Origin of the sequence: Nocardioides zhouii (assembly GCF_004137345.1) — a bacterium.
Taxonomy (GTDB): Bacteria; Actinomycetota; Actinomycetes; order Propionibacteriales; family Nocardioidaceae; genus Nocardioides; species Nocardioides zhouii.
Genome location: NZ_SDWV01000011.1, coordinates 24169 through 50842 on the forward strand (window position 1 = coordinate 24169; position 26674 = coordinate 50842).

25 protein-coding genes and 1 tRNA gene are annotated in these 26674 nt (G+C 65.0%); 8 read left to right on the plus strand and 18 right to left on the minus strand.

The window, feature by feature from the left end:
• Positions 1-29 precede the first annotated feature (29 nt).
• From EUA94_RS12135 to EUA94_RS12150, 4 genes are all read right to left on the minus strand, one after another.
• On the minus strand, positions 30-710 hold the full coding sequence (locus EUA94_RS12135; RefSeq protein ID WP_129427250.1) for a GntR family transcriptional regulator: 681 nt from the start codon (positions 708-710) through the stop codon (positions 30-32).
• Between the two features lie 126 nt (positions 711-836).
• Positions 837-1778, minus strand: a complete 942-nt coding sequence (locus EUA94_RS12140; RefSeq protein ID WP_129427144.1) for a 3-carboxyethylcatechol 2,3-dioxygenase — start codon at positions 1776-1778, stop codon at positions 837-839.
• Positions 1775-2755 carry an alpha/beta fold hydrolase gene (locus EUA94_RS12145; protein ID WP_165356876.1) on the minus strand — a complete coding sequence of 327 codons (981 nt, stop codon included), beginning with the start codon at positions 2753-2755 and terminating at the stop codon, positions 1775-1777. The genes EUA94_RS12140 and EUA94_RS12145 overlap by 4 nt, the downstream gene beginning before the upstream one ends.
• A gap of 32 nt (positions 2756-2787) precedes the next feature.
• Positions 2788-4659: an FAD-dependent monooxygenase gene (locus tag EUA94_RS12150; RefSeq protein WP_129427145.1), complete on the minus strand. Its 1872-nt coding sequence runs from the start codon at positions 4657-4659 to the stop codon at positions 2788-2790.
• Between the two features lie 385 nt (positions 4660-5044).
• On the opposite strand from EUA94_RS12150, the gene EUA94_RS12155 reads away from it, so the two are divergent.
• Positions 5045-5641, plus strand: a complete 597-nt coding sequence (locus EUA94_RS12155; protein ID WP_129427146.1) for a cysteine hydrolase family protein — start codon at positions 5045-5047, stop codon at positions 5639-5641.
• Between the two features lie 112 nt (positions 5642-5753).
• Positions 5754-6884, plus strand: coding sequence for an alcohol dehydrogenase catalytic domain-containing protein (locus EUA94_RS12160; RefSeq protein WP_129427147.1), 1131 nt, complete (start codon positions 5754-5756; stop codon positions 6882-6884).
• 198 nt (positions 6885-7082) lie between these two features.
• On the opposite strand, the gene EUA94_RS12165 is transcribed toward EUA94_RS12160, so the two are convergent.
• The 5 genes from EUA94_RS12165 to EUA94_RS12185 form a co-directional block, all read right to left on the minus strand.
• On the minus strand, positions 7083-8930 hold the full coding sequence (locus tag EUA94_RS12165) for a hypothetical protein (protein ID WP_129427148.1): 1848 nt from the start codon (positions 8928-8930) through the stop codon (positions 7083-7085).
• 702 nt (positions 8931-9632) lie between these two features.
• Positions 9633-9968: a hypothetical protein gene (locus EUA94_RS12170; RefSeq protein WP_129427149.1), complete on the minus strand. Its 336-nt coding sequence runs from the start codon at positions 9966-9968 to the stop codon at positions 9633-9635.
• 83 nt (positions 9969-10051) lie between these two features.
• Positions 10052-11014, minus strand: a complete 963-nt coding sequence (locus tag EUA94_RS12175) for a hypothetical protein (RefSeq protein WP_129427150.1) — start codon at positions 11012-11014, stop codon at positions 10052-10054.
• Positions 11015-11030: 16 nt separating this feature from the next.
• The gene (locus EUA94_RS12180) at positions 11031-11300 is read right to left on the minus strand and encodes a hypothetical protein (RefSeq protein WP_129427151.1); all 270 of its coding nucleotides are present in this window, start codon (positions 11298-11300) and stop codon (positions 11031-11033) included.
• Positions 11300-11890, minus strand: a complete 591-nt coding sequence (locus EUA94_RS12185) for a hypothetical protein (RefSeq protein WP_129427152.1) — start codon at positions 11888-11890, stop codon at positions 11300-11302. The genes EUA94_RS12180 and EUA94_RS12185 overlap by 1 nt, the downstream gene beginning before the upstream one ends.
• Positions 11891-11951: 61 nt before the next feature.
• Between EUA94_RS12185 and EUA94_RS12190 the strand changes: the two genes are divergently transcribed.
• The 4 genes from EUA94_RS12190 to EUA94_RS12205 all read left to right on the plus strand — a co-directional run bounded on the left by EUA94_RS12190 (position 11952) and on the right by EUA94_RS12205 (position 14743).
• Positions 11952-12413, plus strand: coding sequence for an excisionase family DNA-binding protein (locus EUA94_RS12190; protein WP_129427153.1), 462 nt, complete (start codon positions 11952-11954; stop codon positions 12411-12413).
• Positions 12414-12493: 80 nt separating this feature from the next.
• A complete protein-coding gene (locus EUA94_RS12195) occupies positions 12494-12787 on the plus strand; it encodes a helix-turn-helix transcriptional regulator (protein WP_129427154.1) in 294 nt (97 codons plus the stop codon).
• A 54-nt stretch (positions 12788-12841) separates the two neighbouring features.
• The gene (locus tag EUA94_RS12200) at positions 12842-14080 is read left to right on the plus strand and encodes a tyrosine-type recombinase/integrase (RefSeq protein ID WP_129427155.1); all 1239 of its coding nucleotides are present in this window, start codon (positions 12842-12844) and stop codon (positions 14078-14080) included.
• Between the two features lie 441 nt (positions 14081-14521).
• The gene (locus EUA94_RS12205; protein ID WP_129427156.1) at positions 14522-14743 is read left to right on the plus strand and encodes a hypothetical protein; all 222 of its coding nucleotides are present in this window, start codon (positions 14522-14524) and stop codon (positions 14741-14743) included.
• A 305-nt stretch (positions 14744-15048) separates the two neighbouring features.
• Here EUA94_RS12205 and EUA94_RS12210 read toward each other — a convergent pair whose 3' ends face one another.
• The 3 genes from EUA94_RS12210 to EUA94_RS12220 are packed head-to-tail and all read right to left on the minus strand — an operon-like array spanning position 15049 to position 17031.
• A complete protein-coding gene (locus EUA94_RS12210) occupies positions 15049-15495 on the minus strand; it encodes a ubiquitination-like system serine protease family protein (RefSeq protein ID WP_129427157.1) in 447 nt (148 codons plus the stop codon).
• Positions 15492-16733 (minus strand): ThiF family adenylyltransferase, encoded by a 1242-nt coding sequence (locus EUA94_RS12215; RefSeq protein WP_129427158.1) that lies wholly within the window; start codon positions 16731-16733, stop codon positions 15492-15494. The genes EUA94_RS12210 and EUA94_RS12215 overlap by 4 nt, the downstream gene beginning before the upstream one ends.
• Positions 16708-17031 (minus strand): multiubiquitin domain-containing protein, encoded by a 324-nt coding sequence (locus EUA94_RS12220; protein ID WP_165356877.1) that lies wholly within the window; start codon positions 17029-17031, stop codon positions 16708-16710. The genes EUA94_RS12215 and EUA94_RS12220 overlap by 26 nt, the downstream gene beginning before the upstream one ends.
• 127 nt (positions 17032-17158) lie before the next feature.
• Between EUA94_RS12220 and EUA94_RS12225 the strand changes: the two genes are divergently transcribed.
• Positions 17159-17533 carry a helix-turn-helix domain-containing protein gene (locus EUA94_RS12225; protein WP_129427160.1) on the plus strand — a complete coding sequence of 125 codons (375 nt, stop codon included), beginning with the start codon at positions 17159-17161 and terminating at the stop codon, positions 17531-17533.
• A gap of 22 nt (positions 17534-17555) precedes the next feature.
• The gene (locus tag EUA94_RS12230) at positions 17556-18098 is read left to right on the plus strand and encodes an ImmA/IrrE family metallo-endopeptidase (RefSeq protein WP_207210524.1); all 543 of its coding nucleotides are present in this window, start codon (positions 17556-17558) and stop codon (positions 18096-18098) included.
• Positions 18099-18586: 488 nt separating this feature from the next.
• Here the strand turns inward: EUA94_RS12230 and EUA94_RS12235 are convergent, their stop codons facing one another.
• The 6 genes from EUA94_RS12235 to EUA94_RS12255 form a co-directional block, all read right to left on the minus strand.
• On the minus strand, positions 18587-20128 hold the full coding sequence (locus EUA94_RS12235) for an anti-phage dCTP deaminase (protein ID WP_340640861.1): 1542 nt from the start codon (positions 20126-20128) through the stop codon (positions 18587-18589).
• 328 nt (positions 20129-20456) lie between these two features.
• Entirely contained in the window at positions 20457-23423 is a 2967-nt protein-coding gene (locus EUA94_RS12240; protein ID WP_129427163.1) for a type I restriction endonuclease subunit R, read from the minus strand.
• Positions 23420-24595 carry a restriction endonuclease subunit S gene (locus EUA94_RS12245; protein ID WP_165356878.1) on the minus strand — a complete coding sequence of 392 codons (1176 nt, stop codon included), beginning with the start codon at positions 24593-24595 and terminating at the stop codon, positions 23420-23422. The genes EUA94_RS12240 and EUA94_RS12245 overlap by 4 nt, the downstream gene beginning before the upstream one ends.
• Before the next feature lie 47 nt (positions 24596-24642).
• Positions 24643-25167 (minus strand): hypothetical protein, encoded by a 525-nt coding sequence (locus EUA94_RS22680; RefSeq protein ID WP_242494829.1) that lies wholly within the window; start codon positions 25165-25167, stop codon positions 24643-24645.
• An 18-nt stretch (positions 25168-25185) separates the two neighbouring features.
• Complete coding sequence (locus tag EUA94_RS12250) at positions 25186-26421, minus strand: type I restriction-modification system subunit M (protein ID WP_242494830.1); 1236 nt, start codon at positions 26419-26421, stop codon at positions 25186-25188.
• Positions 26422-26601: 180 nt separating this feature from the next.
• Positions 26602-26674 (minus strand) — tRNA-Thr (locus tag EUA94_RS12255).

Consider the following 26674-nt stretch of genomic DNA (forward strand, 5'->3'; position numbering starts at 1 on the left):
AACGCACGCGAGGAGAACCGGCTGGAGTTCTACGCGGGCTTATCGAGGTCGTCGCGGAACAGTGCGACCGTCTCGACGATGTGGGACTGCATGGCGACGCGGGCGACCTCGCCGTTTCGGGAGCGAATGGCGCTGCGGATGACGTCGTGGTCGTGGTTGCGGTTGGTCACGGCGTCGGAGAGGTGCTGGGCGCCGCCGATGGTGTTGATGAAGAAGTCACTCATGTCCCACATTCGTTCGCTGAGCTCAGCCATCACACGAGAGTGGGCCATGTGGTGGATGACGAGGTGGAACTCGCGGTTGAGGAACCGGTAGCCGCGTGAGCGTGCCGTGGTGTCGGTAGCGTGCTCGAGGTCGGCGATGCGCTGCCAGGTGTCGTCAAGGTCTTCTAGCTGTGCGTCGGTGCGGCGCGTCGCGGCAGCTGCGGCGATCTCACCCTCGAACCGGCCGAACAGGTTGAAGAAGTCGAGGGTCTCCTGCGAGGTGTAGTGCGCGACGCGGCATCCGCTCTGGGGCACGATCTGGACGATGCCGATGGCCTCGAGGCGGCGCATGGCGTCCATGACGGGCTGCTTGGAGACGCCGAACTCGGCCTTGACCTCCTCGATGGAGATGCGGGACCCGGCCGGGTACTGGCCCGAGAGGAGCCGTTCCTTGAGCTCGTCGAGGACGACGGTGCCCAAGCGCTGGCCCGTGCGGCGCACCGGCATTTCGACCACGTTGGCTCCTTCGCTCTCGACGGTTCTCACTCTAGGTGGTGGGACGCCCGCTCCTGCGGTGCGACGGGGGTGCAGAGCCGCAGGAGCGGGCGAGAGTGGTGTCCCAGTGTGGATGGCTCAGGTGTGGACGACGGTGGTCATGGCGAACCCGGCGATGAGCTCGCGGATGGGCCGGTAGTAGGTGTGCTGGACCTCGTAGGTGCCGACGGCGGCCATGGCGGCGTATCCGGCTATCCAGGTGCGGACCTCGTGGGAGGAGTTGCCGGCGATGCGGGTCATCTCGTCGGGGTCGAACGTATCCACGGGGCTCAGGTCGCCCGAGGCGAGGATGCGGAGCAGCTCGCGGTCCCACTCGGGGGCGAGGTCCTGGATATCAGCGGTGCCGGCGGCGAAGTCGCGGGCGGCGTCGATGACGCGCTGCTGCCTGGCAGCGCGGGCTTCGGCGGGGAGCGGCTGGTTCTCGCCCATGAGCATCGCTCGCTGAGCCGGGGTGGCGGTGGCGAGGCGCGGGACCGGCGGGTCGTGCGAGAGGCCCCCCGACGAGATAAGCAGCACCTTCTCGTCCCACGTGGCCAGGTGCCGGCCCAGTGCTTCGCCGAGCTGGCGGACCCGTTTGACGGGGGTGAAGGGCGGGGCGACGGAGTTGATGAAGATGGGGATGAACGGCTTGGCGGTGATGTCGCCGTAGACGATCTCCATCGGCTGCACGGTGCCGTGGTCGACCTCCATCTCCAGAGACACCGATAGGTCGATGCCTTCGGCGATCACGGCCTCTGCCAAGCTGCGGGCCTTCGCTTCGGGGACGTCAAGGCGGCCGGCCTGGCTGCCGTAGTCGCCGATGCTGGTCGCGGCGTACCCGACGCAGTAGGCGGGCATGAGGTTGTAGAAGAACCCGTTGTAGTGGTCGGGGGCGAGGTTGACCACGATGTCCGGGTCGTAGTCGTGGACGAAGTCCTTCGCCGCGGCGAACGTCTGGTCGAGCTCGGCGGTGACGTCGGCGTCGAGGTCGGCGAACTCGAGAAGCGGGCTGTGGCTCATGGCCAGGAGGGCGAGCGTCATGACGCAGCCTTCTCGTGGCCCTCGGCGTTCGGGGCGTTGGAGGGATGCCCGGCGGCGGACACGCGGCCGAGGAGGTGGTCGAGGTGGATGCGGTTAAACACCTCGGGCTTCTCGTACTGAGGCCAGTGGCCTGCTTCTTCGATGACCTCGAGGTAGCCGTTGGGGATGAGGGATGCGATGCGACGGCCCTCGTCTACCGGACCGGAGGGGTCCTTGGTGGTCCACACGACCAGGGCCTCGGCCTGGATGGCTCGCAGGTCGTCGTCGGAGATCATGTTCCGCTGACGGGTCTCGGGGTCCTGCAGCGCCATGTTCATCTCGCAGGCCTTGAGCCAGTCGGGCTGCTCGAAGATGGCCTGGCGGGTGCGGATGAGGTCGTCGGTGACCATGGTCGGGTCAGCCATCAGCCACGCGAGGCGCGCCTTGACGCGCTCCCACGACGGGTCCTTCGCGGCCTCCATGGACAGCGTGTAGAGCCGCTCCATGACCTGGGGGTTGGCCATGGTGCCGCCCATCGTGTTGAGCACGACGCGGTCGACGCGGTCGGGGTGGTCAGCGGCGTAGCGGGCGGCGACCCAGCCTCCTAGGGACTCACCGGAGAAGTGGGCCCTCTCCGCGCCGAGGGTGTCGAGGACGGCGGTGACCTGGTCGACGTAGTGCGGGATCTCCAACGGGTGGTCGGGCTTGGTCGAGTAGCCGTGGCCGATGAAGTCGATCGCCCACACGGAGAAGTGCTCTGCGTGTGCAGCAAGGTTGCGGACGTACGCCTCGCCGTGGCCAGTGATGCCGTGCAAGAACAGCAGGACCGGCTTCGACTCGTCACCGGCGTGCAGGTAGCGGGTGCGGTACGGGCCGGCCTGGAGGAACCCCTGGGAAAACTCGACCTGGTTCAGGTCGTTCCAGACGCTCGTGTACGGCCGGCGGGTCTCGGCGGTCGCCTCTGTGCTGGTCGCTGAGGTGGTCTGCTGGGAAGACACGGTGGTGCTCCTGTTGAGTCGGGTGTAGGCGGTCAGGCCTGGGGGGCGGGCGCGGGGACGGCGATGTCGACGGGCCGGGTGGAGTACTGCTGACTGCTGCCCGCGTTGGTGCTGCGGGCGTGGGATGCGCCGTTGCGGTCGGGGCGGTCGAGGACGACGCACAGCGCGTCCTCAAGGAGGCTGGTGGCCTCGTCGATGTCCCAGACCTCACTGTTGTGCCGCCAAGCGATGTAGCCGTCGGGGCGTACGAGGAGGGCGCCGGCTTCGGGGATGTCGCGGATTTGCTGCCAGTAGCCGTAGGGGTCGAGGGCGCCGGGCTGCCCGATGACGACGGTCTTGAGGAACGGCAGGTCGAGCTTGTCGGCGGCGTCGGCCCATGCGGCACCGGCGAGGCCAGTGAGCAAAGTCATCTGGCCCTTGCCGGTGACGTCGAGGGTGGACGTGCGGCGGCCGCGGGCGTCGACGAGCCACGCGTGCGGGAGCTTCGAGCCAGGTCGGGTGGTGGCCTGCAGGTACAGCTCGGGGTGGCGGGGCCACTCTTCTTCGCCGAGCGTGGGGTCGGACTGCACGGCGCTCGAGGTGTAGCGCTGGTTGAGCTCGATGCCATGGGCGTTGAACTCGGTGTTCTTGAGTTCGAGCGCCTCGTACAGCCGTGCACGCAGAGCGACCCCTTCGGGAGTCGGGGCCTTGAGCTTCGTCAGGCCAGCAGTGACCGGGTCTGCGTCGTCGTGGTCGAACCACTCACGCAGGCCCGCGTAGTCCTTGCGGGACTGGTTGGCGCGGGCCACGATCTGCTTCCCGACCGGAGCGCGCTCGTCCGAGTACGACTCGAGCAGGCCCTGGCCGGCGTACCCCTTGACCGCGAACGCGACCTTCCAGGCGAGGTTGAACGCGTCCTGCATGGACGTGTTGGACCCCAGGCCGCTGCTCGGGGGGTGGCGGTGAACGGCGTCGCCGCCGCAGAACACCCGGCCTTCGGAGTAGCGGGTGGCGTGTTGCTGGTTCACGTACCAGATCGACTTGGTGACGATCTCGGGCTCGAGGTTCGGGTCGCCGACCAGGGTGCGGATCTGGGCGATGACCTTGTCGTCGGCGAGGTCGGGCTCACCGGCGGCCATGTCGAAGCCCCATCCGGCGATCCATTCCTCCCACGGGCGGATGGCACGCAGCAGGCCCATCCCGATCTCCCCGAAGCCGGCGTGGGAGTTGAAGATCCAGTACAGGATGCTTGGACGATGCTCGACGTACCGGGTGAGGTCAGCGCGGAAGCGGATGTAGGCGGTGCCGGCCCTGGCCAGCTCGCCCTCCATCGGCAGACCGAGCTGCTCGACGATGCGTGAGCGGGCGCCGTCGAAGCCGAGCAGGTAGCGGGCCCGCTGGGTGAACACCTGGCCGGTGCGGCCGTCGCGGAACGTGACGGTGACGCCGTCCTCGTCCTGGGTGTGGTCGAGGTACTCGGTGTTGAAGCTCAACACCGCGCCACGTGACGCAGCAGCGTTGAGCAGGATGGGCTCCATCTGCGGCTGCGGCAGGTCGAGCATCGTGCACGGGCTGCCCTTGAGGTAGTCGCCGTAGCGCAGGTCACCGGTGCCCCAGGTCTGCAACCGTAGGATCTCCTCACCGGCCAGGCTGGTCGTGAAGAGCGTGTCGCCCATCTGGTCCCACGGTGTGGCGTGCTGCCGGGCGGTGTCCTCGAGGCCGAGGTCGCGCAGCACCTCCACGGCCCGCTGGTTGGTGATATGCGCCCGAGGGCCGTTCGCGCCCCAGGGAAACACGGTGGCGGCGTGTACCCGAACGCCGTAGGTGGCCAGTGCGGTGGCGGCGATACCGCCGGCGGGGCCCAGGCCCACAATGACGACGTCGGTGTCGAACCCGTCCTCGTCGGCATGGAAGGGCTCGAACATCGGGGCTGGGTGCCCGTCCGCCTGGACGGCCGCAGCGTCTTCGGTCGGATGGCCTGCGCGGGGTGTGCTCATAAGGACCTCGAGAGTCGGCAGCGTGCGATGCGCTGGGCTGATGAAGAGCCCAATGCGGGGGCTCCCGGCGACGCTAGGGTGATCGGCGTCACGTCAACTAGAATGCTAGTTAGGTACCAAAGAAGTCAACCCTCCCGCGCTCGTTCGTCCTTGTGGCACAGCTGGCATCCCCTTCCGCGGGCGTACGGTGGGCGTTCCCAACTAATCTCACGCAAACTCTTGTGGTCGCCGTCACACCTGTGTCATCGTCCAACTAGAACGCTAGTAGGTCACCAGCCGCCTCGGATCGAACCACGCTCAGGAGAACCCCTTCATGGACCTCAACAAGGCCACCACCGCTTTCCTCGCCTGCCACTGGGAGAACGACGTCGTCGGAGCGGACGGCGCGTTCGCGCCGTTCTTCCGTGCCGAGGTCGAGCGCCGCGACGTCATCGCCGTCGCCAAGCGCGTCCTCGACGCCGCCCGCGGCGCCGGCGCCCAGGTCGTCTACACCCGCGTCGCCTTCAAGGAGGGCCACTCCGACTTGGTCACCAACATCCCGCTCCTCGGCGTCGTCGCCCAGCAAGGCAGCCTTCTCGACGGCACCCCTGCCACCGCGATCATCGACGAGCTCAAGCCCGAGGCCGATGACTGGAACGTCGCCAACCCCAAGGTCTCGGGATTCGCGTCCAGCGACCTCGACGAGCGCCTCCGCGGCGCGGGCATTGACACCGTCGTTCTCCTCGGCGTCGCCACCAACCTCTCCGTGGAGTCCACCGGCCGCTCCGCTGGCGACCTCGGCTACCGCGTCATCGTCGTCGAGGACGCCTGTGCCGCCGCCGACCAAGGCACTCACGACGCCACCATCGCCACGTTCGGCCTCCTCGGCGAGGTCGCCTCCGCCGACGACGTCATCGCCGCCCTGGCCTGACGTACACCCGGGCCTGAACGTTCAGGCCAACCGAAACGCATCGCATCCCGGGGTCCGACGCCCGCGGGCCAGATGAGCACCCCCTCTGCACCACCCGGAATAGGAGACACCCATGTCCGACATGCTCGCCGCCCGCCTGCACAAGATCGGCGACCCGATGCAGCTCGAGCGGGTCCCCACCCCCGAGCCCCGTCCCACCGACGTCGTCGTCCAGGTCACCGCCTGCAACATCGTCCCCAACCTCAAGAACGTGCTTGCCATCTATGCCGAGTGGTTCCCCTACCTCCCGCTGCCCCAACTGCCAGCCATCTTCGGCCTCGACACTTCCGGCGTCGTCTCCCAGGTCGGTGAGATGGTCACCAACGTCAAGGTCGGCGACCGCGTCTACATCAACCCCGGCGTCTCCTGCGGCGGCTGCCGCGCCTGCAAGCGCGGCGAAGGCCCCAACTGCGACCTGTACACGTTCATGGGCTACTTCTCGTTCGGCAAAGACGGTCAGAAGATGTTCGATGCCTACCCCTACGGTGGGCTCGGCGAATACATGACCGCCCCGCAGGAAAACTGCATCAAGCTCCCCGACACCGTCTCCTTCGAGCAAGGTGCGCGGTTCGGCTACCTCGGCACCGCCTACTCCGCCCTCAAGAAGGCTCAGGTCGGCCCAGGCAGGACCGTCCTCATCGACGGCTGCTCCGGCACCCTCGGACTCGGCGGTGTCCTCAACGCCCTCGCCATGGGCGCCACCAAGATCTTCGGCACCGGGCGCAATGCCGAGCTCCTCCAGGATGTGAAGGCCCTGGCCCCGGACCGCATCGAGGTCCACGCCGTTGGCGATGGGTCACTCAAGGACTTCGTGCTCGAGCACAACGGCGGCGAAGGCGTTGACGCCGTGATCTCCACCCTCGGCCCTGGCTCCCCCAAGGAGACACTCCTCGAGGCGCTGTCCACCCTCGCCCGCGGCGGTGTCCTCGTCGACATCGGCGGCATGATGGAGCACCCAGAGCTCGACCTGTTTCACATGATGTGCAGCCAGAACTCGGTCATCGGAAGCCTCTGGTTCACCAACGGCGAAGCACAGGAGATGTCCGACCTCGCCGGCTCCGGAGCCCTGGACCTCTCTGTCCTCGAGCACCACGTGTTCCCGCTGGAGAAGATCAACGAGGCCCTTGACGACGGCCTCCCCGCCCGCCACGGTGGCTTCTCCAACTTCATCATCACGCCCGACCAAGCCCTGCTTGGTTCCTAGGGTTCGACTCGAGGCCCCGACCGGCATCGCTGGTCGGGGCTTCGACGCGTCCGCGACCATGGGCCAAGCCGAGCGCCTAGGTCGTCTCAGTGTCAGCAGGGTCCGCTGCACGATCAGGTGGCAGTTGTCACCGGTCTGTGCAGTAGACCCTTCTCATTTGCCATCACGATGCGGCAGTTCAAAAACGTCACGCGTCTGTCATGCCGTGGAGCGCACCCATGGAAAGCCGGAAGGGGATGTGGTCTCGGTTCGAAGTGCTTCGTCCCAGGCTGCCCTCCGGCGAGGGCGCATGTTGTTGTGGACAAGCCAGCTCAGCTGCGCGCGCGTCAGGTCGTCGTTGGTTCCGTAGAACGCGGCAGCACGGTTGAGGATCTTGGTGGCGCGTTCTGGACCCACCCGCGGTTGCGCGATGAGCAGTTGGAGGAGCTTGATCTTTCGGAGGGGGTTGGTGTGGTTGCCCTGAGCGGCCTGGGTGATGACGTCGGCGACGGACAGGCGACCAGCGGTGACGTGGAGCAGTGCCATCGACCGTTGGCGGGCCGGTGACTCAGCGGACATGCTGCCGAGGAGGTCGCGAACCTGGACCGACAGCGCGTGGACCTCGGGAAGCGCACTCGAGCGAGCAGGGGCTTCGTCGAGACCCTGGAGGCGCGGCGGGATGTCTGTGGATCGGCTGGGCGGCGTGCGGAGCCAGTGCGGGCTCTGGCCGAGGGCTCGGGCGTTCGTGATCACTTCCCGGACGGCCTGCGGGTCGGCGGGCGTGAACGAGACAGATGCTCGGTCGACGAAGTCGGCCGTCTCCCAGTCCTTGATCCTGCCGTAGCTGTCCCACGGACGAAGGCGGTCGGCTCGCAGGGTGAAGAACCCGTCCGAGACGGTGTGCATGCTGGGGAACCACTCGCGCCAGGTCGCGACACCGATTCGTGCCATCGTTGGGTCGAGGCCCATCCCCGGGTGCTTGCGGCACGCACGCAGGATCTCCTTGTAGACCGTGCGGCGAATGGTCTCCCATTCTCCTTCCGTCAGCTCCAGGCTCGGCGCGATCAGGAAGATGACGGTCAAGCCCGTGTGCTCCAACGGCGACTGCGCGAGAAGCTTGACCATCTGCTCGACCTTTCGCTTGAAGTGCGGCGATGTCGTGGCGGTGAGCTCGATGGCGATGCGTAGTCCGTCGTTGCGTACGACCGTCAGGTCCGCGCGAGCGGGGGTGTCGATGCGCTTCCTGCCAGCGCCATCGCCTGCGAGCAGGTTGGCAGTCGAGAATGCCTCTCCCAGGACGGCGCCGGCCAGCGTGTATTCGGCCGCACGCAGCCCGACCTCCGTGGCGAGGACGTTGTGTCGGTCGTGGTGCCCCCGGCCACCGAATGGTTGGCCTCCCGTGATGGCAATCCACTCCGCACTGGTCAGGTCTGGCGTTGCCTGAGAGAACGCCGCACCGGTGGCGGGTCGGTACAGCGCCAGCGCGTCGGCGGCGCGTGTGGTCCACTCGTTGGGAGCCGTGGTGTCGATGAGGTTCGCGCGGATGCACAGTGCGGCCGGGTGGCTCAGGTGGTGACGCAGGCGGGCATCGCCGATGAGCGCGGCCGCTTGCTGTGCGGTGCAGGTCGACCAGCCGTTCACGACACCAAGCAGCGCGACGTGGGTGTTGATCGAGTACGGCGAGTGGTCAAGGGTGGCGCCCAGGATCGCGGCGAGCGCGGCCGAGGAGTCGCCGGCGAGTTGAGCGGGCGGCCGCAGGTAGCCGGCAGCCTGCTGTCGAAGTATCGCTTGGTGCGTGAACCACCGTTCGGAGGAGTGATAGGGCCACAGGTCGGCCCAATAGGGATCCGCACGGTGACCGGCGGACAACGCCGGAGTGCCTCGAGTCGGGATGGCGTTGAAGGCGTACGTCTTCTCGGCGGTTGCAAGCCGTTCGACCGGAACGCCACCTGGCCCCAGCGGACGCAACTTCTGCGGCGCCAGCCGTCCATCGTTCCCGTCGGTGGATTGTGGCGCGGCCAGAAAAGCTCTCGGCATCGGCGCAGGCGGCAGGGGCCCGTCGCGCATGTCGGAGCGCCTGAGGCGCAACGGTCGGCCAGTTCCGCGGGAGGAGGACACGGCGGGAGGGACGATGCTCGGTTCATCCGGCACCGCCGGTGTGCGCCGCCGCTCGACTACTCGTCGCGCGGGGACAGGGCGGTCGTGCTGGTCGATGGACATTGCTGGGTCTGCGTTCTCGTCGGTCACGTGCCGCACCATGCGCAAGCGAGCGAGACCTGAGGCTCCGCTCGCGAGGCCACTCGATGATCGGGTCCGGTGCGACTGAAAGGCGATCGACGGTTGTTGCGCTGAACGCAAAGACTGGGGGGCCAATCCTGCGCCGATCGCGCCTGGAGCTGGAGATTCCAGGCCCCATGCTTCGCCCTTCGGGCGAGGGGTGGTGGCGTGGTGCAGGTTGAGAAGTGCGCAAGCGGGGCGGGACACAACGATACGAAACGAGATCTGGACTACATGACGGCGCATAGGTGATCAGCGAAGAGACAGGTGCGAACCCGGGGAGAAAGAGCACAGACCAGGTGACGTCGAGAGACATGCAGCAGACGAGAGCCGAGCGCAGCGAGGCCTCATCTATATGACCGGTGGTGGCGACGGGACGCACCTGCAGAGCCCTCAGCTCGACCCGGTAGACACGACGCTCAGCGGAGCAGGAGTGGTGGCTGCGATATCGACTGGAGCCTTGCCGTCGGGCCTGTCGGCCCTGCACCGACGTCACGCGTCAGGTGGCGCAGCGGCGCGGCGTACGGCGTTGAACTCCTCAGCACTGAGGTAGCCGTGGATGTAGGCGAAACGCACTTCGTCCCACGTTCCGCGGCGCGCACCCTCGGTCGGGTACGGAGCGCACTCGGTGGCGGTGTACGTCAGGGTCGACAGCGTCGCTACCAGCGCGCTGCAATCGCCCGCCTCGACCGCTGCGCGGACGATCATCTTGGTCGGGCTCACGTCGGTGCCGAGCAACTCGGCGGCGGCCAGGAGCCATCGGGCATCTCGTTGTGTCCTCCCCAGGGCGAGAGCGATGGCGGCGAGCGGTTCACCCTCGTCGTGCATGAGTCACGCCGCACGCCGGTGGTCGATGCGACGCAGGCGTTCACCTGCCGTGCGCACCAGGTCGGCGCTCAGCTGAGGTGGAGTCAAGGGCATGAAGGGCAGGAGGGTGCCCACGAGGTGTGAGGGTCAGGGTGTCCGCCTGTCAGTCCGTCGATGGCGTGCAGCACGATGGACCGAGCGGCCCCCACGTTGTGCAGGGCTTCCGCCACGGGGATGAGCGGCGTGACGTGTCCGGAGAGGTGACAGGCGACCGCGAGGACGGCGCGGTCCTGCACGGTTGCCTCGGTGTCCATCGTCGATAACCGGTTGGCCCAGGTCCAGTCCATACGGCTGGCTCCCTTCGGCGGTAGGACGGCGTCGACGAACCGGTGGTGTTGCAGCCACATCCCGCCGTCGTGAGCACCCAGCAGCCGCAGGGCTGCCACCTCCGGGGAAGATGCAGCGAGGTCCTTGAGGGCTGTCGCGACTTCAGCCTCGACCGACCTGCGATCGACAGGAAGCCACGTGGTCTGGAAGTCACGCAGCATGAGTCGCGAGAGGTCGAGGCCGGTCGACTCGCGGGGTGACTCCGTGGGGGACAGTGGATCGTCATAGTGGAGCACTCCGGTGCCATCGGCCCAGACCTTGAGTCGCTGCGATGGTGTGTGGACCAGGGCGACGCTGGGAGATCGGAGCACTGGGCTGACGTCAGGGTGGTCGCCGAAGCTGACGTCAGCCTGCTGGGCGACTGCGAGCCAGCGAAGGATGTACGGGATGTGGGCAGCATCCGGGCGGTCGTAGCCGCCGACGACGGCGACGACGAGACGGTCAGCGACAAGTTCTCGCGCAGCGTCTTCTTCGATGTGCTGACGTGCCGCGTCGTACACCCTGCCCAGGTCGAGAGGGAGGCCGACGCGAAGACGTGACGACGTGCCACACCAACTCTGAATCCCGATGTACAGGGCGTCACCCTCAAGGAACCAGTCAAAGAAGAGCTCGGGGAACGCGCGCTCCAGCCCCGCGCCGTACATGACGTTGAGCTCCCCGGCTCCGGGATCCACAGTCATCGCAGACCAACGAAGGTCAGGACCCACCGAGCTCGGCGACGCGCAGGTCCAGCCATGCCTCGAGCTCGGCGGTCGAGACGTCGGACGCGCACGCAGGTATCCCGTCGATGTACTCCCGCAGACCCCGCGCGCCGTCCAGGCCGAGCAGCGGACCGGTGCTCGGCTTGCGCATCATGCGGACCAGGACGAGCCCGTCCTCGGTGCGGCCTTCGAAGTGCACCCAGTAGTCCTCTCCGAGGTGCAGCGGGACGTTGCCAGTCTTGGGGTCAACGGAACCGGGAATCATTAGTTGTTCTCCTTCTTGCAGGTCGCACACACGGGCATGTCGTCGTCGTCCAGGGCCACGGCCGGGCGGCCGCAGGTCGTGCACTCGAAGCGGGCCACGAGCCTGGCAAGGCAGCGGTCGATGTGGACGAGGTAGGGGCTGGGATCGCGCGAATCCGCGGCATAGACGTCGAGCCACGCGGCCAACGTGATGCCGTCAACGCCGTCGACGTCGATGCGGATCTGGAGGTCCTCGAGCGACTCCGGCGGACGAGAGTTGGCAAGAGCAACCATCTCGGTGCTGTCCTCGAGCAGTCCCCGGCGCGGGTCGGTCTCGGACATGACCACCCACATCTCCCGTACGCGCCGCCACGCCACCCCTTCCGCCCGCGGACGCACACACGTGCGCCGAAAGTCGCGGCTGTCGAACATCCCGGCATCGGCCAGCAGGGCAATCGCCCGGCGCTCCCCCGGTGTCGGCGCCTTTGCCATCAACCCACTCACGAGCTCTGCCACATCAAAACCTTCGGCCACGGTGACCCCCCTTCCATCGTCATCATTCTTACACAGCCTGACGGATGCATCCAATATTTGTTGATCGCTATTGGTCACGGCCCGAAGGGAGGGGCGTGTCGGGAACCCGGCGGGTGGCTCCCCTTGGCACCATCAACGCATGCCCGACGAGAGCCCTGACGCACGTGACAAGCTGTCGCGCGTCTCCGCCGAAGCTGCTGAGCTTGTCGAGGTCGAGAACCGTCACCGAAGCCAAGCTGCAGCCCTAGCGCAAGCCATGTACGAGGCGAGCAAGGCAGGTCACACGTGGGGGGAGATTGCCCGAGCCGCGGGCCTCGCGAGCCCCAAGACCGCGAGGTCCCGGGCCGAACGGGCGATGGACGCAGCGGACTTGAGCCCATCGGTTCGCTGGCGCCACGCGCACGGAGACGCAGTCCCACGCCCCGCGCCAGAGTCCCCCGGCATCTCCGTTACCGAGGCCGCCCGTCGCCTCGGCATCACCCGCAACACCGTCTACGCCTGGATCAATAACGGAAAGCTTCAGTCCGCCGAGGACCACGCCGGCCGACCGCGAGTGCTCCTCGACGAGGAAACGCCAGGCCAAGAGGCCGCTTCGAACTGAACCGGGCTTCGACACACGCCCCGCCAGTCGACTCAATAGTCCAGAGATCACCTTCGCTCGCCCCCGCACACCGCAGCGACATGACAACTTTCACTGACCAGCCGAGGTTCACGGGCTGCCCATGCGGCACCACGAAGGCTTACATCGAAACTGGTGCCCCGTCCCTCGGCGTCGAGGACTGGCTCACGCCCGAAGATGTGGTCGCCCTGCTCCGCGGCGCCCTGAGCCTCGGCACGCTTCGCAACTACCGCTCGGCACGGGTTGGGCCGGCGTACATCCGCATCGGCCGTGCCGTGTTTTACCCACGCGCCGAAGTGAGCGCCTGGCTCGCTGAACAGGTGCGCGAGTCCGAGGCCCGCTGGAACGACCGCTAGGGAAGCGATGTCACGCCTCTGCCTGTGACCGTATCGACGCGGCACAGGAAGGTCATGAACGAGAACAAGAAGAGTCCTCCCAAGAGCAGCGTGGGACGTCCGGCCCTCCCCCTGGGAACCACCGGTCAGCAGTGGGTCACCCACCGTCCCCAAGGCGGCTACATCGCCGCGGTGTGGGTCCGCACCCCCCGAGGCAAGCACAAGCAGGTCACCGCGTCCGGGCAGACCAAGGGCGCTGCCCGCCGCAAGCTCCAGTCGAAGCTCGACAAGATCGTCGACACGCCGTTCGAGGGCGTGCAGCCGACCTGGACGGTCACGGACCTGGCCGCCCACTGGGAGGAACACAAGGCGCGCGCCGGGCATGCCCGTCGTCGCGTCCCGCTGACCGCCCAGACGCGGTGGGGTTACCACAGCGAGATCGTCCGCATCATCACGCCGGCCATGGGTGACCTGCGGCTCCACGAACTCTCCATCGCGCTGCTCGAGTCCCTATTGGCCGATCTCGAGGACACCGGCCTCTCCACCGTCCGAGCACGCTCGGTGCTGCACGCGATGCTCGAGCTCGCGGTCCGCGACGGAGCCATCGCGTCCAACCCGACCAAGTACGTCGCTCCCCCACTGCGCGAGCCGAAGGAAGTCGAAGCCCTGACGATCCCGATGGCTCGGCACCTGCTCCGGGTCGTGAGCCCCGAGTACCGGCGCAAGCCGGGATTTCGAGGACCCACCCGCGACCTCCATGACTTCTGCATGGTCGCCCTGGGCACCGGGGCGCGCATCAGCGAGATCCTCGCCGTGACCCACGAGCTGGTCGACCTGGACAGCGATCACCCGACCATGACGATCTCCGGGACGATGATCGAGCCTCGCACCGGCTACATCGTGCGCCACCACCGTCAGGAAGCGACCAAGAACAACCAGGTCCGGACGCTGCTGCTCCCCGACGCCGTCGCCGAGATCCTGCGTGAGCGTCGAGACGGATCGCGCTTCACCGCACCCACCGACCCGGTCATCGCATCGAATCAGGGCACCTTCATGTGGGCCTCAAACATCCGCGAGCGGCTTCGCAAGGCCATCGCAGACGAACCCACCTTAATCGGCGTCACTCCTCACGCCTTGCGCAGGACGGTCGCGAGCCTCATCGCGTACGACGCCGGGCTCGACGCCGCTCGCTTGCAGCTCGGCCACAGCCTTGCCGGGTCGACGCCTCTCCGGTCGTACGTCGTCCACCGACAGCAGGTACCCGACCACCGGGCCATCCTCGACTGGTTGTTCCACGACGTCGAACAGTCGTGAACCCGGCGCAGGAGGACCGCTAGACGCCAACTTTCCACTCGACCGACATCAGGTGGCACAGGAAAGAGCATGAATAACTACCGGCAGACGCGTTCCACGAAGCAAGACCTCCAGCACGAGGTACTCATCGAGCTCGAACTCCAGCAGGACGAAAGCGAGAACGACTCCGACCACTGCTACGAGGCCGCGTGCCAGCGTCCCGTGCAGTCCGTGAATCCTGACTGAAGGCACCCCGAGGACCTGCCCCGGGTCCACGCGCAACTCGACGTCGCCGTTCGAGCGCCCAAGTCCCATTCCCGCCGGCCCAGTGGACGCTCACGCTCCCAATGCCGACCTTTGATCAAGGTCTTGGCTGCCCTCGGTCGAAAGTAGGACGCACGGCGAGGCTCACTCGTTGTCACGGCTCTGCCCGACGTGCTCGGCTCGAGGCACAGGAAGGGCATGAACATCAACAGGCACGTCCCCAACGTCGAGTCCAGCGAGTCCATCGAAGCAGTCCTCGAGGAGCTTCGCCGACAAGGCAAGGTGGTCCGCCTCAAGGAGCGTCGCGGCGGATGGGCCGTCTATGTCTTGCCCAAGTACGTCAATGGCCGTCCCACCGACGATCGGGTCGCCCCAGCCACTCTTGTCGACCTTGCCGAGAAGTACTCCCTGCGCGACTGACGTGCGATTCTTCGCTGCCACGGCCGTGCGACGCCCGTAGCAGCGCCACACACGGCCCGCGGCACGGGGGGCGCACGTCGTCACGACCATGGCGTGGAGGCGTCCACGCCCATACTTGGCGTCGCGGTGCCGATCATCTGGCTATACGACCCGACAGCGTCGATAGGCGGCGTGAAGACGCACCAACCATCCCGGCGGATGCGGGATTTGAGGTGCAGCGACCGCATGCAGGGCATCGCCGTGGTCGCAGAGAACAGCACTGCCATCTCACCGCAAGACGGTGGTCTGAGGCCCATAGGAAAGGTTCAACCGCCCCAGATGTGACTCCACATCCGCGTCCAGAAGCGATTGGTCCGCTTATTCTCCTGCTCCTGCGAGATGGCGGCTTCCGAAGCTTCGTGTGCAGCTTCGGGCTCATCCCGGGTCCGAAGTGCGCGGCGATCCCGAGCGCGATTGGCGGCGATCTGTTCCTTCGTGAACTGGTACGACCACGTGACTCGTCCGCGCTCGATGATGTAGTGCGACTGACAAGGGAGCGTCCAGTTGCCGATCGATGGCCGCATCGAGATGTCGCGGCCATTGAAGGCAAACGACCATTGAGCCGGCGACAGAGGCGTGAAGACTTCCTCTCCGCAGCCGCACGCGCACAGGTGAGCGCACGTGGTGAACTCGATGGAGACGTACAAGACACCGGGCTCCAGAGTGCTCGGGAAGCTTTCGACGAACTCCGGAGCGAGGGTCGCGACTCTCATGCCGCGTCCACCGGCCCCTCACTGGCCCCAGACTCGTCCGGCTCGTCTGCCTCGAGGTCGTCGTCGACCGTGCCGCTTTCGTTGGCGATGTGGTTGGTGAACATCGAGTACGTGGCAAAGTCTTCGGACGTGGCGTCGGCGTAAAAGCCGAGGTGCCGCTTCCAACGACCAATAGCGAGAACCGCGTTTAGCGCGTTGAGGTCGGCGACCTGGATGTTGCGTCCATAGTCGTCTCTTTCCTCGGCGGGCTTGGGGATGCGGGCGAGCGCATCCTCGACGTCGGCACCCGGGCCGGCGAACACCATGCGGAGCAGGCCCGAGAGCCTGGAGTCGATCTCTTCGATGCCCATGCCGATGTCGATGAACGCGATGTGGCGCTCGATCAGGTGGGCAGCGATTGCGGGCTTCATGGTCGCGTCGTCCATCGCAAGGAACACGAAGGTTGCGTCGTCGAGAAGGTTGAGGTTGTCGTCAGTGATGTAGGTCTGCTCGGTGTCGATGCCGGTGTGCATGCGCCCGTAGAGGTCGTAGTAGTAGTCGACTTTCGGGGGCCGCGCACGCAGCTGCTCGAGGGTCGGGGCACCAGGGGCGCGGAACGCGTTGTGGTTGTCGAACACGTCACCGTCGATGATCAGGATGCTTGCTACGGGCGTTTTGGCGACCTGGTCGAGGATGTAGGCGCCGGTACCGCCGAGGCCGACGATGGCGATCCGCTGGCTCCAGAAGACCTGCGCCATGACCGAGAGGCCAGCACGGGTGGTGGCGGTGTCGCGGTAGCGGAATGGCACGTTGTCCTCGACCTGTTGCCAGGCTGCGCCCGGGGTGGCGGTCACGGTGTCGTCGAGCGCCATCGCAGGGTGGGCGAGCATGCGAACGTAGGCGGTGACCTTCTCGTACTCGCTCGCATATCCCTCGGGACCGGGCTTGCTTGAGAGCATGAGGTTTGCGTTCAAGTCAGGGGAGATGGCCAGCGCTTCCGCGCTCGCAAAGGTGAACGGCGCTGCGTCCTCGTTGCACGGCGTGGACCCGCCGAACCAGATGCGGTGGTCGCTGCCGTGGACGATGTTGTCGCCGCTGACGGTGACGGGGTAGGCGAGGAACCCGTACGCGACCCCCTTCTCCGTGGTCACGTACGGGACCCGCTTCACGACCAGGTGGCCGTTGACGAGGCTGATGTCGTGTCCGTCGTCGATAAGACGACGGACGTCCGGATCAGGACCGAGAGGTGCGGTAGACATCGAACACCATCTTGTTCTTGACCTTGACGCTGTGCTTCGGGCTGAGCGAACCCTCGTGCTTCTCGTTGGGCCCGCGGGTGTACGCGACGGTGACCGCCTCACCTTCACCGATCGGCTGGCCGGGGTAGGCGAGGTTGACGACCTCCTCGTAGGAAATCGTCTTCTCTGCCCACCGGTGCGGGCGCGTGTTCACGACGATCCTGACCGTCCGGTCCTCGTGCCCGGGCTTCTGAGCCGCGCGCGCTGCGTCAAGTCCTTCGGTGGGCTCTGCCTGGGGTGCTGCGTCGGGTGCCTTCACGGCGACCCTCCTATTCTCTCGAGACTGCTGACCGCACCGTATTTGGCACAGTGCTCGATATGTCGAGCACTGCTAACATAACACACGTGACCGACATGTCGAGCAATGCAGTTTTTGTGGAGCGACCTTGAGCGCCGCGCCCTCGGTGAACGTGAAGGCGTTGCATGCAGCCTTGGATGCGGCCCGCGAGGCAGAGGATTTGTCCTGGCGACAGCTGGCGAAGGAACTTGGGGTGAGCGCCTCGACGATCTCGCGGATGTCGCAGGGGTTGAGACCAGACGTAACGGCCTTCGCGGCCATGACGACCTGGCTGAGGATGTCGGCGGAAGACTTCTACGAGGGCGCAGCGGCCTCGGACGAAGACCCTGATCTCGTTGCGCAACTGGGTCCGTTGCTACGAGCCCGGAAAGATCTGAGCGAGAAGGATGTCTCCTACCTTGAAGAGGTCATCGCAGCAGCCGCCAAAAGGTTCCAGTCCGAGCGCCGGGAAGGGTCGACGTAGGGGCGGCTGGACCCAAGCCAAGATGCGTGAGGTCGCTGCCGAGGAGCGCAGCGAACTGGGCCTCGACGTTCATGACGCGTTCGACCCATACGCGCTGGCAGACGCCCACGGCATCCCGGTCTACTCGCTTACCGATCTACTCGAACGGGGGCTCGGCGCCGAGGCCCATGAGCATTTCCATGCATCAAGCACCCAATCGTGGTCTGCCGCGCTCATCCCGTTGGGCAGCGCCCGTGTCATTGTCGAGAACGATGCCCACGTTTCCGTGCGTCGCCGCAGCAACATCGCACACGAACTCGGGCACCACCTGCTCGAGCACTCCTTCGACAACGTCATCCTCGGCGATGACCACAAACGCCAGTTCGACGCGACCCAAGAGAGGCAGGCGCACTTCATCTCGGGTGAACTTCTCATTCCGGACCAGGCCGCTCGCCGGGCGGCGTTCGCGGACTGGGACAACCTTCGGGTAGCTGAAGCGTTCAACGTCAGCCCTCAGTTCGCACAGATGCGGATGGCCGGTGCCCGCGTGATCGCTAAGAGGTCCGCGACCAAGCGGAGGTACTGACGCCATCATCGCTCGCCAGTTCTCAGACAGATTCACTCGACCCAACGTGAGTCGACGCCCCAACGCAGCAACGAGGCGCTGAGGCACGTGGAGCAGGCGAGCTGCCTGACCGGACAAAGCCGACACCGGGACGGATCGGGACACTCGGATGACCTCAACAAGCGGCTGATTGACCAACACGCACGAGCGCTCCAGAGGACTGGCGGACCCTCGGTCACCTAACGCCGCAACCGCAGCCGTCCTCGCTGGGACCAGTTGCCGAGCGCGTGGGCCGAAGTCCGTTTGCAGCACTGAAGGGCGGGCACCTGCGGTCAGGCACTCGACCTACTGAGTAGCAGCTGGCCGCTCTACCGGTGCTTCAGCGGTGCTGATGGCTGCTTCCGCAACTCGAAGCCGGTACCAGGTCGGTTGATGACGAGTGGGAAGTTCGGCTAACTGGCTGCGTGACTTGGCGCTCAGCTGAAGCAACCACTCGCGATTCGTGTTCGTCATCCCACGCCATCCTCACCCGTTGGCTCGTCTTCGGTCTTACTATGCACTAGCCCTCCGACAGTCTCTAGGACGTCCCCCGTGTCGGACCGGAGCTCCAACGCGATCGGGATCTGCAACTCGGTCTCCTGAGCAACACCGATCGGATCCGCGTCGGCAAGTCGCATACGTGAAGCTGCTGGCGACCAAGAGTCGAACCGACCATCTTGGAGCCGATCGCGATTAATGCTCCTGAACACTTGAGGGTAGATCGTCCAAGACGTACCAACAAAAGGCTCAACCGAGACGCCAACAGTTTGGCCGTGCACCGCATGCGCAAGTTCGGTCGCGTACATGTCTTCGGCAAGGGACTTGGGATAGGGATCGACATACACAATACGGCTAACCCCGCTCGAAATGATGAGCCGCATACACATGTGGCATGGATACGCTGTCGTGTATAGGATCGCGCCCCGAATGGATGTGGAGCCACGCGCAGCCTGCGTTATTGCCGACATCTCGGCATGAACGATTCGTCCGAACTCGATCAAGCTCAGGACGCGCGAGTTCTTAAGTCGACCATCTTTGTCCTCAGAAAGGGCTACTTCCAAGCGATCTTCGCTCAGCTCCTTCTTCATTCGGTCAGACAAATGGCCACTATGCGATAGCGCGTCGAGCACCTCTCGCAGAGCCCGACGAGTTGCTCTCTTGTTAAAGTCATAACCCAACTGGAAGTCACGATTGTCGGTTAGATCGTCGCTCCAATACTCGCCGCCACCCGCCTTCGGTACTTCATTGCAACCGACTGCCAGGACCTCCCCAACTTCGCTAGCTATGACTGCTCCGACCTGACGGCCCGCGTCGGACGACCGTAGAGAAGAGGCGAACGCCAAGAACATCGCGGCTTCATCCTTGGTGGGCGTAATGAAGGGCTTCCCAAAGATGAGACCTACGAAGCGCCCCAACTCTTCGCGCACTGATCCCACTTCCAGTTCAGCGAAGTAGTCCGCCCGGCAGTAGGCGTCGCGAACGTGTTGGCCGTATGGGCGGTCTGGATCGAGTTGATCACGCTCTATCAACCTAGCGACTTCAGCCTCCAGTCCGCCCGAGCCGGGGTCTGCGTCCTGGAGTTCACCCCTTAACCGGGTCCGTCGTTTCTCCACAGGGGCATTGAGTCCCAATAGAACGAACCTGCTTCCGTATGTCGCCCGAAGGAGGTCCACTTCCTCCTCATGCTTCAGCGACCACAGGATCCAAGCTACGCGCTGGGAATGCCCTTCGAAACCCATCCGATCGCGTCGTTCGAGTATCTCAGCGATGGCATATCCTGCGACGGCATCGTTTCCGTATTGCCTACGAAGCCGATCGCCCGCTCCCATTCGAGACTCATAGTATTTCTCGTTGTCGGCGCTGTCGGACAACTCTTCACCGAGAGCCTTTTCCAGGAGTCGGCTGAGCCGCACGATCTCGGTGCCATATCCGTACTGATGCAACTCCTCCTCGAGGAGTTGCGTGGCCCTTTCAAGGTCGGTCCCGATTGGGGAGACGAGGCCTATAACTATTTCGAAACAGTGAACTCTTGGACGTCAATTAGCATCGTTCCCCCATGAACTCTTAAATCGCAAGCCTTCGAGAAACATACCGTGGATGAGACTTGATTGGAGCCAACTGAGCCGCGACCTGCTCTGACGGAGACACGGCGTCTGTGCGAGCACCTCTCGACCCACATTCGTCAAGGCCCCTCCGGCAACTCTGCTTCGCTACGCAACGGCGCTCGGAAGGGCTGAGCCACCCACGTCGCTGAGTCCGCCAGGATCCGCGTGCGCGACTTCCCAGTCTGCATCTGAACGTTCGACGAGTGCGCGGCATTCTGGACAGTTCGACGTGGCATCAACCCACGCCAGCTCTGAACTCGTCGTACGTGTCCGCTAGGTGGTGCAGCAGCATCGACTGGAACTCGGGCTTGGCAAAGAAGAGATCAAAGAGGTGCCCGTTCTTCTCATGTCGGGCAACCATGAGCTCCTTGACCTTGTTCGCTAGGACCAGTTCGTACTGACTGCGGTCGTTGTTGAGCGCGACGGTCTTCATGTCTTCGTCTGCCTTGAGCTCGGCCTTCTGCTGGTCGATCCAGATCTTGTCTGGCTCGCCGAGCTCGGCGCCGTACTTGTCGTTCATCACTGCGATCAAGGCAGACAGCTTGTCGAGGACGGGATCGGCTTGCTTGCCCTTGCCCTCCCCCGGCAGCGCAACGCCGGACTCGTCTGCAGCGGTCAAGGTGATGGCGGTGTCGCCGGTCACGGCGATGCGTAGGTGGGTGAGCTGGACCGATGATGAGAGTTGAGGCATCGGGTCGGAGTCGCTGGCAGGCAGGTCGGCGAGCAGGAGCTTGCCGTAGAGGAAGAGTTCTTCGAGGTCGGTATCGGTGAACGGCATGACTTGGGCAACGAATGAGTAGGCGCGGCAGAAGTGGTTGAGTGTCCCGCGGAAGGGCTCCTGTGCGTCTTCGTCGAGGGAGGCGAACCGGCCCACCGCAGGGTTGAGGTTGGCGTAAATCACTGACTGTTGCGCGGGGTCGTCGGACAGGAGGGCCTGGACCGTGGCGCGGACTTCCTCGGAGGACAACACGCCAGCTATGCGGAGGTCGTGCTCCATCGTGTAGAGCACGTTGGGGTCGGTCGGCGTCGCGAAGGACTCCTCGAAGAACGGCTCGAACGCCTCCTGGATCTCCTCCGCGGTGTTGGCGAAGTCCAGCACGAAGGTGTCTAACTTGCCCGGGTGAGTGCGGTTCAGCCGCGACAGCGTCTGCACGGCTTTGACGCCAGCGAGCTTCTTGTCGACGTACATGGTGTGCAGAAGCGGCTCATCGAACCCGGTCTGATATTTCTCGGCCACGACCAGCACCTGGTACTCGTCGTGGAACCGCTCGGGCAGCTGGGTCTCGCCGAACCCGTTCATGAACGCCTCGGTGTAGCTCAGCTCCGGCGCGTCGGGATTCTTCACCTCTCCGGAGAAGGCGACCAGCGCACGGATCGGTGCCTCGCCAGTGTCGTACCCCTTGCGCTTGATATAGGCGTCGATCGCTTGCTTCGTGCGTACGGCGTGGAGCCGGGACCTAGTCACGACCATCGCTTTCGCGCGGCCGTCGATCTTCGCGGCGGTCTTCTGCCGGAAGTGCTCGACGATCACCTCGGCCTTCTGCTCCAACTGGTAGGGGTGCAGCGAGACGAACCGCGCCAACGCCGCCTTGGCCTTCGACGCTTCCATCTCGGGGTCGTGGCGGGGCTCGGTGTTGGCGAGCTTGTAGTAGGTCGCGTACGTCGCGTAGTTGGCCAGGACGTCAAGAATGAAGCCCTCGTCGATGGCCTGGCGCATGGAGTAAGTGTGGAACGGTCGCCGCTGTCCGTCGGAGTCGAGCTGCCCGAAGGTCTCCAGCGTCTTTGGCTTCGGCGTAGCGGTGAAAGCGAAGAACGAGAGGTTCTGCTGCTTGCCCCGGTTGCGCGCGCTGGCGAGCAACACGTCCTCTGGTTCGTCGGCTGCTTCCGCCGCAGCCTCTGAAGCTTCGGCCGCCTCCAGTGCCGCTGCGCTTGGCACCCCCAACACTTTCTTCAGCTTCGACACCGCTTCACCGGAGGTCGAGGAATGCGCCTCGTCCACGATCACCGCGAACCGGCTGCCCACGACGGCATCAGCAGCCTCAGCGATCACCGGGAACTTCTGCAGCGTCGTGATGATGATCCGGGCGGCGTTGCCTTCCAGCGCCTCGCGCAACTGGCTGGAGTGCTTGTCGACGCGCACGATCGTGCCCGGCGTGTGGTCGAGCCCGGCAACCGTCTCCTGAAGCTGCCGATCGAGCACCTTCCGGTCGGTGATCACCACGACCTTGTCGAAGACCGGCTGGTCATCGGCCCCATGCAGCCGACTCAGCGAATGTGCGGTCCAGGCGATCGTGTTGGACTTCCCCGAACCGGCGGAGTGCTGGATGAGTCGATCAGTACCAGCACCATCCGCCAGCGTCGCGGCGACGATCGACTGCACGGCGTGCCACTGCTGGAAGCGAGGGAACAGCACCCGTCCGTCCCCCTCGTGGACGAACGTTGCGAGCAGATCGAGGAACGCGTCGCGCTGCCAGACTTGCTCCCACAGGTACGCCGTCTGGTAGCCATCGCTTGTCGGGTTCCCCGCGCCCCCGGGCCGCCCCGCTCCGGCCGAGCCGGTGTTGAACGGCAGGAAGACCGTTTCGTCACCCGCGAGTCGGGTTGTCATGGCCACCCGGTGCGGGTCCACGGCGAAGTGGACCAGAGTGCGCTTCGCGAAGATCAGGTCGTGCCGGTTGCGATCGGTGCGGTACTGAGACATCGCGTGCTCGATCGTCTGATGCGTCAGTGGGTTCTTAAGCTCCGCGGTTGCGACGGGGATGCCGTTGACCACGAGAGTCACGTCAAGCGAGTCATGCGGACGCGACTCCGAGTGGTGCAACTGGCGCACGACAGCGAGCCGGTTGGCGGCATAGCGCTCGCCCAGCTCGGGCGTGAGGTTGTTGACGGGTCGGAACCACGACATTCGCACGGTCACCCCGGAGTCCTTTACGACCCCGCGCAGCACGCTGATCGTGCCGCGGTGGTTGAGCTCTCCAGCCAGACGGATCAGGAACTTGCCCTGCGCGTGCTCCTCGCCACCGTGACGCTGGACCAGCTGCTGCCACGCCTTCGGCTGAGACGTCCGGATGAAGGCGATTACCTCGTCTCCGAACAAACCCAGCTGCTGGTCGTACGCCGACGGGCTGGCGCCATGCCAGCCGTTGGCCAGCAAGTGGGCCTCGATGTTGGCCTCGAACGCAGACTCTTGATGGACGCTCACGACGGGATCCCGCTTCCTGCCGTGGTTACGTCTAGTTCGCCAGCCACCGCCGCGGCAATAAGGGAGTACTTGAACTCAAGCAGAAGGTCGATGCATTGGGCCAGGGCGGCAAGTCCCGACTTCCGAGAATCAGCACGCTCCGCAACAACTTCGACGGCGAGGCGCTGGAGCTCAACCTCGGGAACAACGATCGAAAGATCTTGAATGTCCGGAAAGTAGATCGTCTTGTGGGTCGAGCCGGTGGCAAGGAATCCGAGCAGGTAGGGGCGCATCACGCGCAGCGAGTACAGCAGGAACTCAGGGAGCAGTTCAGGTCCACAAGTCCAAGTCACGAAGTCCTGGCTGGTTGCCATGTCGTTGCCCATGATCACGGCGAAGCCCGCCGATGCAGTCCGACTAAGCGCCACGGTTCGGGCCGGATGAACTACTGCCGCACTGTTGGCGAGTCCAAGTTCGCTTATCTGGATGCTGGTCTGATCAATCACGTCGATCTCGTCGCGGCGGAACCGATGAACGTCCCCTGTGGTGAGCCAAGGGATAGTGCAGTTCAACCAATAGTCGGAGATAGACCTGCTGGGGGTATGCCCCGTTCCCATCCGAGCGAGTTGACCCAACCTACGGACTTTGCGCGATGCGCCACCCACACGCGCCCATGGCAACTCAAACTCCGCCTGCCGCTTCTCGTCGAGTCCCAGGATGGCGGCTCGTTGTACGGACTCGAATGCCGCCTGAATGGCTTCCATCTCCTTATGGCGGGCGGCGATGACTCGGTCAATCCGGTCAACTCGATCGTCGAGGAAGGCGGCCACCCGTCGTTGCTCGTTGATGTCAAGCTCTGGCACCGGGATTGCCTTCATGTCATCTTGGGTCAACTTGTCACGTGTCGATCCCGAGATGACGCGACCGTAGTCAGTGGCGTTTAGCGCGTGGGTGAGGAATCGAGGCTCCACTCCACGCGGCCGCAAGACATGCATGTGGTTGTTTACCCAGACTGGCCCGTCGACGTGGAACGCGACGCTCTTGGCTCGGTCGAAAAATGGCGCTCCGTCTTCACCGACAAGCACAAGCTCTTCGTCAAAGAGGTGCTGATCGACCCAGCCGACTACATCGTTGGCGCCCCAGTAGGGTACGTCGCCGGGACGATGCGATCGTTGCTCCGCGCTGAGGGGCACGCGTTGCCCGTCAAGGCACTCGACTAGGCGCCGCAGGGGTACCGGCTTCACAACCCGAGCCCCTTCATCCATGCCTGGATCTCACCCTCGAGACTCTTTATCTCGGATGCGATCTCCTCAACCGGACGGGGCGGGGTGTAGACGTAGAAGTGCCGATTGAATGGAATCTCCCAGCCCAGCTTGGTCTTGGCGTGGTCGATCCAGGCGTCGGGCACGTGGGGCCGGATTTCGTCGATCAGATGCTGCTCGGCCGCATCAATAAGCACCTTGGACCTCTCTCCCTCGCCGAGGTCCAGGAAGCCAGCCGGCAACGGAACGTTCTCCTGATCCCGCAGCTTTGCCTCCGGCTGCGGCTTGCCCTTCTTGAGCACTGGCTCGCCCGTCTCGTCGACGAGTGGCCGTTCGACGGTAATCCGCTGGCACCCGAAGACCTCCCGATCGAGCACCTTCACCCGCGGGTCGCCGGCAAACTCGCCGTGCGCGCCGCCGTACAGCTTCGCGATCTCGCCAATCGCGTCGCTGGTGAGTTCTTTGCGCTTGTCGCCGAGCGACTTCCGCATCTTGGTGCCCATTCCCCGGGCGTCGATAAGCTACACCAGACCTTGTTCTGCCTCCGCCTTGTCGTTGGTGAGGATCCACACGTAGGTGGAGATGCCGGTGTTGTAGAACATCTGGTCCGGCAGCGCGACGATGCCCTCGAGCCAGTCGTTCTCCAAGATCCAGCGGCGGATTTCCGACTCCCCGGATCCCGCCTGACCGGAGAACAACGGCGATCCCGACAGGACGATGCCGACCCGCGAGCCGGTCGGCTTCATGTGCGAGAGCATGTGCTGAAGGAAGAGCAGCGACCCGTCGGAGACCCGTGGCAGCCCGGCGCCGAAGCGACCGTTGAAGCCGAGTTTGGCGTGTTCGTCCTTGATCGGTGGGGCGTAGCCCTTCCAGTCCACGCCGTAGGGCGGGTTGGCGAGGATGAAGTCGAACTTGTCGGTCGCGAATGCGTCGGCTGTGAGGGTGTTGCCCTGCTGCATCCGATCGACCGAGATGCCTTGCATCATGAGGTCGGACTGCGCGATCGCCCACGTCTCGTCGTTGAGCTCCTGGCCTGCGACCTGCACGATTGCACCGGGGTTGAGCTCCTCGATCCGGTGCAGCGCCCCCATAAGCATTCCACCAGTGCCAGCCGCAGGGTCGTAGACGGTGCGGACTGGCTTGGGGTTCTCGATGAGCTCGGCGGCAGCCTTACCAGTCAGCAGCAGGTCGACCATGAGCCGGATGACCTCGCGCGGGGTGTAGTGCTCACCAGCCGTCTCGTTGCTCATCTCGGAGAACTTGCGGAGCAGTTCCTCGAAGACGTAGCCCATCGACTCGTTGCTCACGACCTCCGGACGTAGGTCGAGGTCCGCGAAGTCTGCCACCACGCCGTACAGAATCCCGGCCCGATCCATTCGGGCGATCTTGTCGTCAAAGTTGTAGGCCTCGATCACGGCATAGGCATCGCGCGAGAGCCGGCGAATGTAGCCAGCCAAGTTGTCGGCCAGGTTCTTGTCGTCGTTGAGCATCGTCGCGAATGTCAACGGCGACGTGTTGTAAAAGCCCTGCCCAGACACAGACTTGAGCAGCATGTCCTCGCCAGGACCAATGTCCTTGAAGCCTTTGGACTTCACCAGGACCGCGTCCTTCGTCGGAGCAAGCACTGCGTCCATCCGGCGGAGCACCAGCAAGGGAAGCATCACCGCGCCGTACTCGTGCTGCTTGAAGGTGCCGCGAAGCTTGTCGGCCACCTTCCATACGAATGCGACCTTGTCGGCAAAGCCCTGCGGCGCCATGACTCCCCTTCGTCAACCCGAGTGCGTCCGGCCCACTCTATTTGCACGGAGCCTGGGCATGGGGGTGATGACCGCTTCCCGCTCTGGCCCAGCGGGGAGTTTCTGTTGAATTTCTGTTGAGCTGACCCTCATCCGCACGCAGAAGACTCCCCCGGGGTCTCGGGTCCCCGGGGGAGTCAGAGCCGCCTCACGGAATCGAACCGAGGACCTAGTCATTACGAGTGACTCGCTCTACCGACTGAGCTAAGGCGGC

Coding starts and splice junctions, on each gene's coding strand:
- EUA94_RS12140 (WP_129427144.1), bottom strand. CDS start 1,778: ATGACGCTCGCCCTCCTGGCCATGAGCCACAGCCCGCTTCTCGAGTTC.
- EUA94_RS12175 (WP_129427150.1), bottom strand. CDS start 11,014: ATGACTGTGGATCCCGGAGCCGGGGAGCTCAACGTCATGTACGGCGCG.
- EUA94_RS12165 (WP_129427148.1), bottom strand. CDS start 8,930: ATGCGCGACGGGCCCCTGCCGCCTGCGCCGATGCCGAGAGCTTTTCTG.
- EUA94_RS22680 (WP_242494829.1), bottom strand. CDS start 25,167: ATGGGCACCAAGATGCGGAAGTCGCTCGGCGACAAGCGCAAAGAACTC.
- EUA94_RS12180 (WP_129427151.1), bottom strand. CDS start 11,300: ATGATTCCCGGTTCCGTTGACCCCAAGACTGGCAACGTCCCGCTGCAC.
- EUA94_RS12195 (WP_129427154.1), top strand. CDS start 12,494: ATGACAACTTTCACTGACCAGCCGAGGTTCACGGGCTGCCCATGCGGC.
- EUA94_RS12170 (WP_129427149.1), bottom strand. CDS start 9,968: ATGCACGACGAGGGTGAACCGCTCGCCGCCATCGCTCTCGCCCTGGGG.
- EUA94_RS12210 (WP_129427157.1), bottom strand. CDS start 15,495: ATGAGAGTCGCGACCCTCGCTCCGGAGTTCGTCGAAAGCTTCCCGAGC.
- EUA94_RS12155 (WP_129427146.1), top strand. CDS start 5,045: ATGGACCTCAACAAGGCCACCACCGCTTTCCTCGCCTGCCACTGGGAG.
- EUA94_RS12250 (WP_242494830.1), bottom strand. CDS start 26,421: ATGGCGCCGCAGGGCTTTGCCGACAAGGTCGCATTCGTATGGAAGGTG.
- EUA94_RS12200 (WP_129427155.1), top strand. CDS start 12,842: ATGAACGAGAACAAGAAGAGTCCTCCCAAGAGCAGCGTGGGACGTCCG.
- EUA94_RS12160 (WP_129427147.1), top strand. CDS start 5,754: ATGTCCGACATGCTCGCCGCCCGCCTGCACAAGATCGGCGACCCGATG.
- EUA94_RS12230 (WP_207210524.1), top strand. CDS start 17,556: ATGCGTGAGGTCGCTGCCGAGGAGCGCAGCGAACTGGGCCTCGACGTT.
- EUA94_RS12150 (WP_129427145.1), bottom strand. CDS start 4,659: ATGTTCGAGCCCTTCCATGCCGACGAGGACGGGTTCGACACCGACGTC.
- EUA94_RS12215 (WP_129427158.1), bottom strand. CDS start 16,733: ATGTCTACCGCACCTCTCGGTCCTGATCCGGACGTCCGTCGTCTTATC.
- EUA94_RS12135 (WP_129427250.1), bottom strand. CDS start 710: ATGCCGGTGCGCCGCACGGGCCAGCGCTTGGGCACCGTCGTCCTCGAC.
- EUA94_RS12190 (WP_129427153.1), top strand. CDS start 11,952: ATGCCCGACGAGAGCCCTGACGCACGTGACAAGCTGTCGCGCGTCTCC.
- EUA94_RS12205 (WP_129427156.1), top strand. CDS start 14,522: ATGAACATCAACAGGCACGTCCCCAACGTCGAGTCCAGCGAGTCCATC.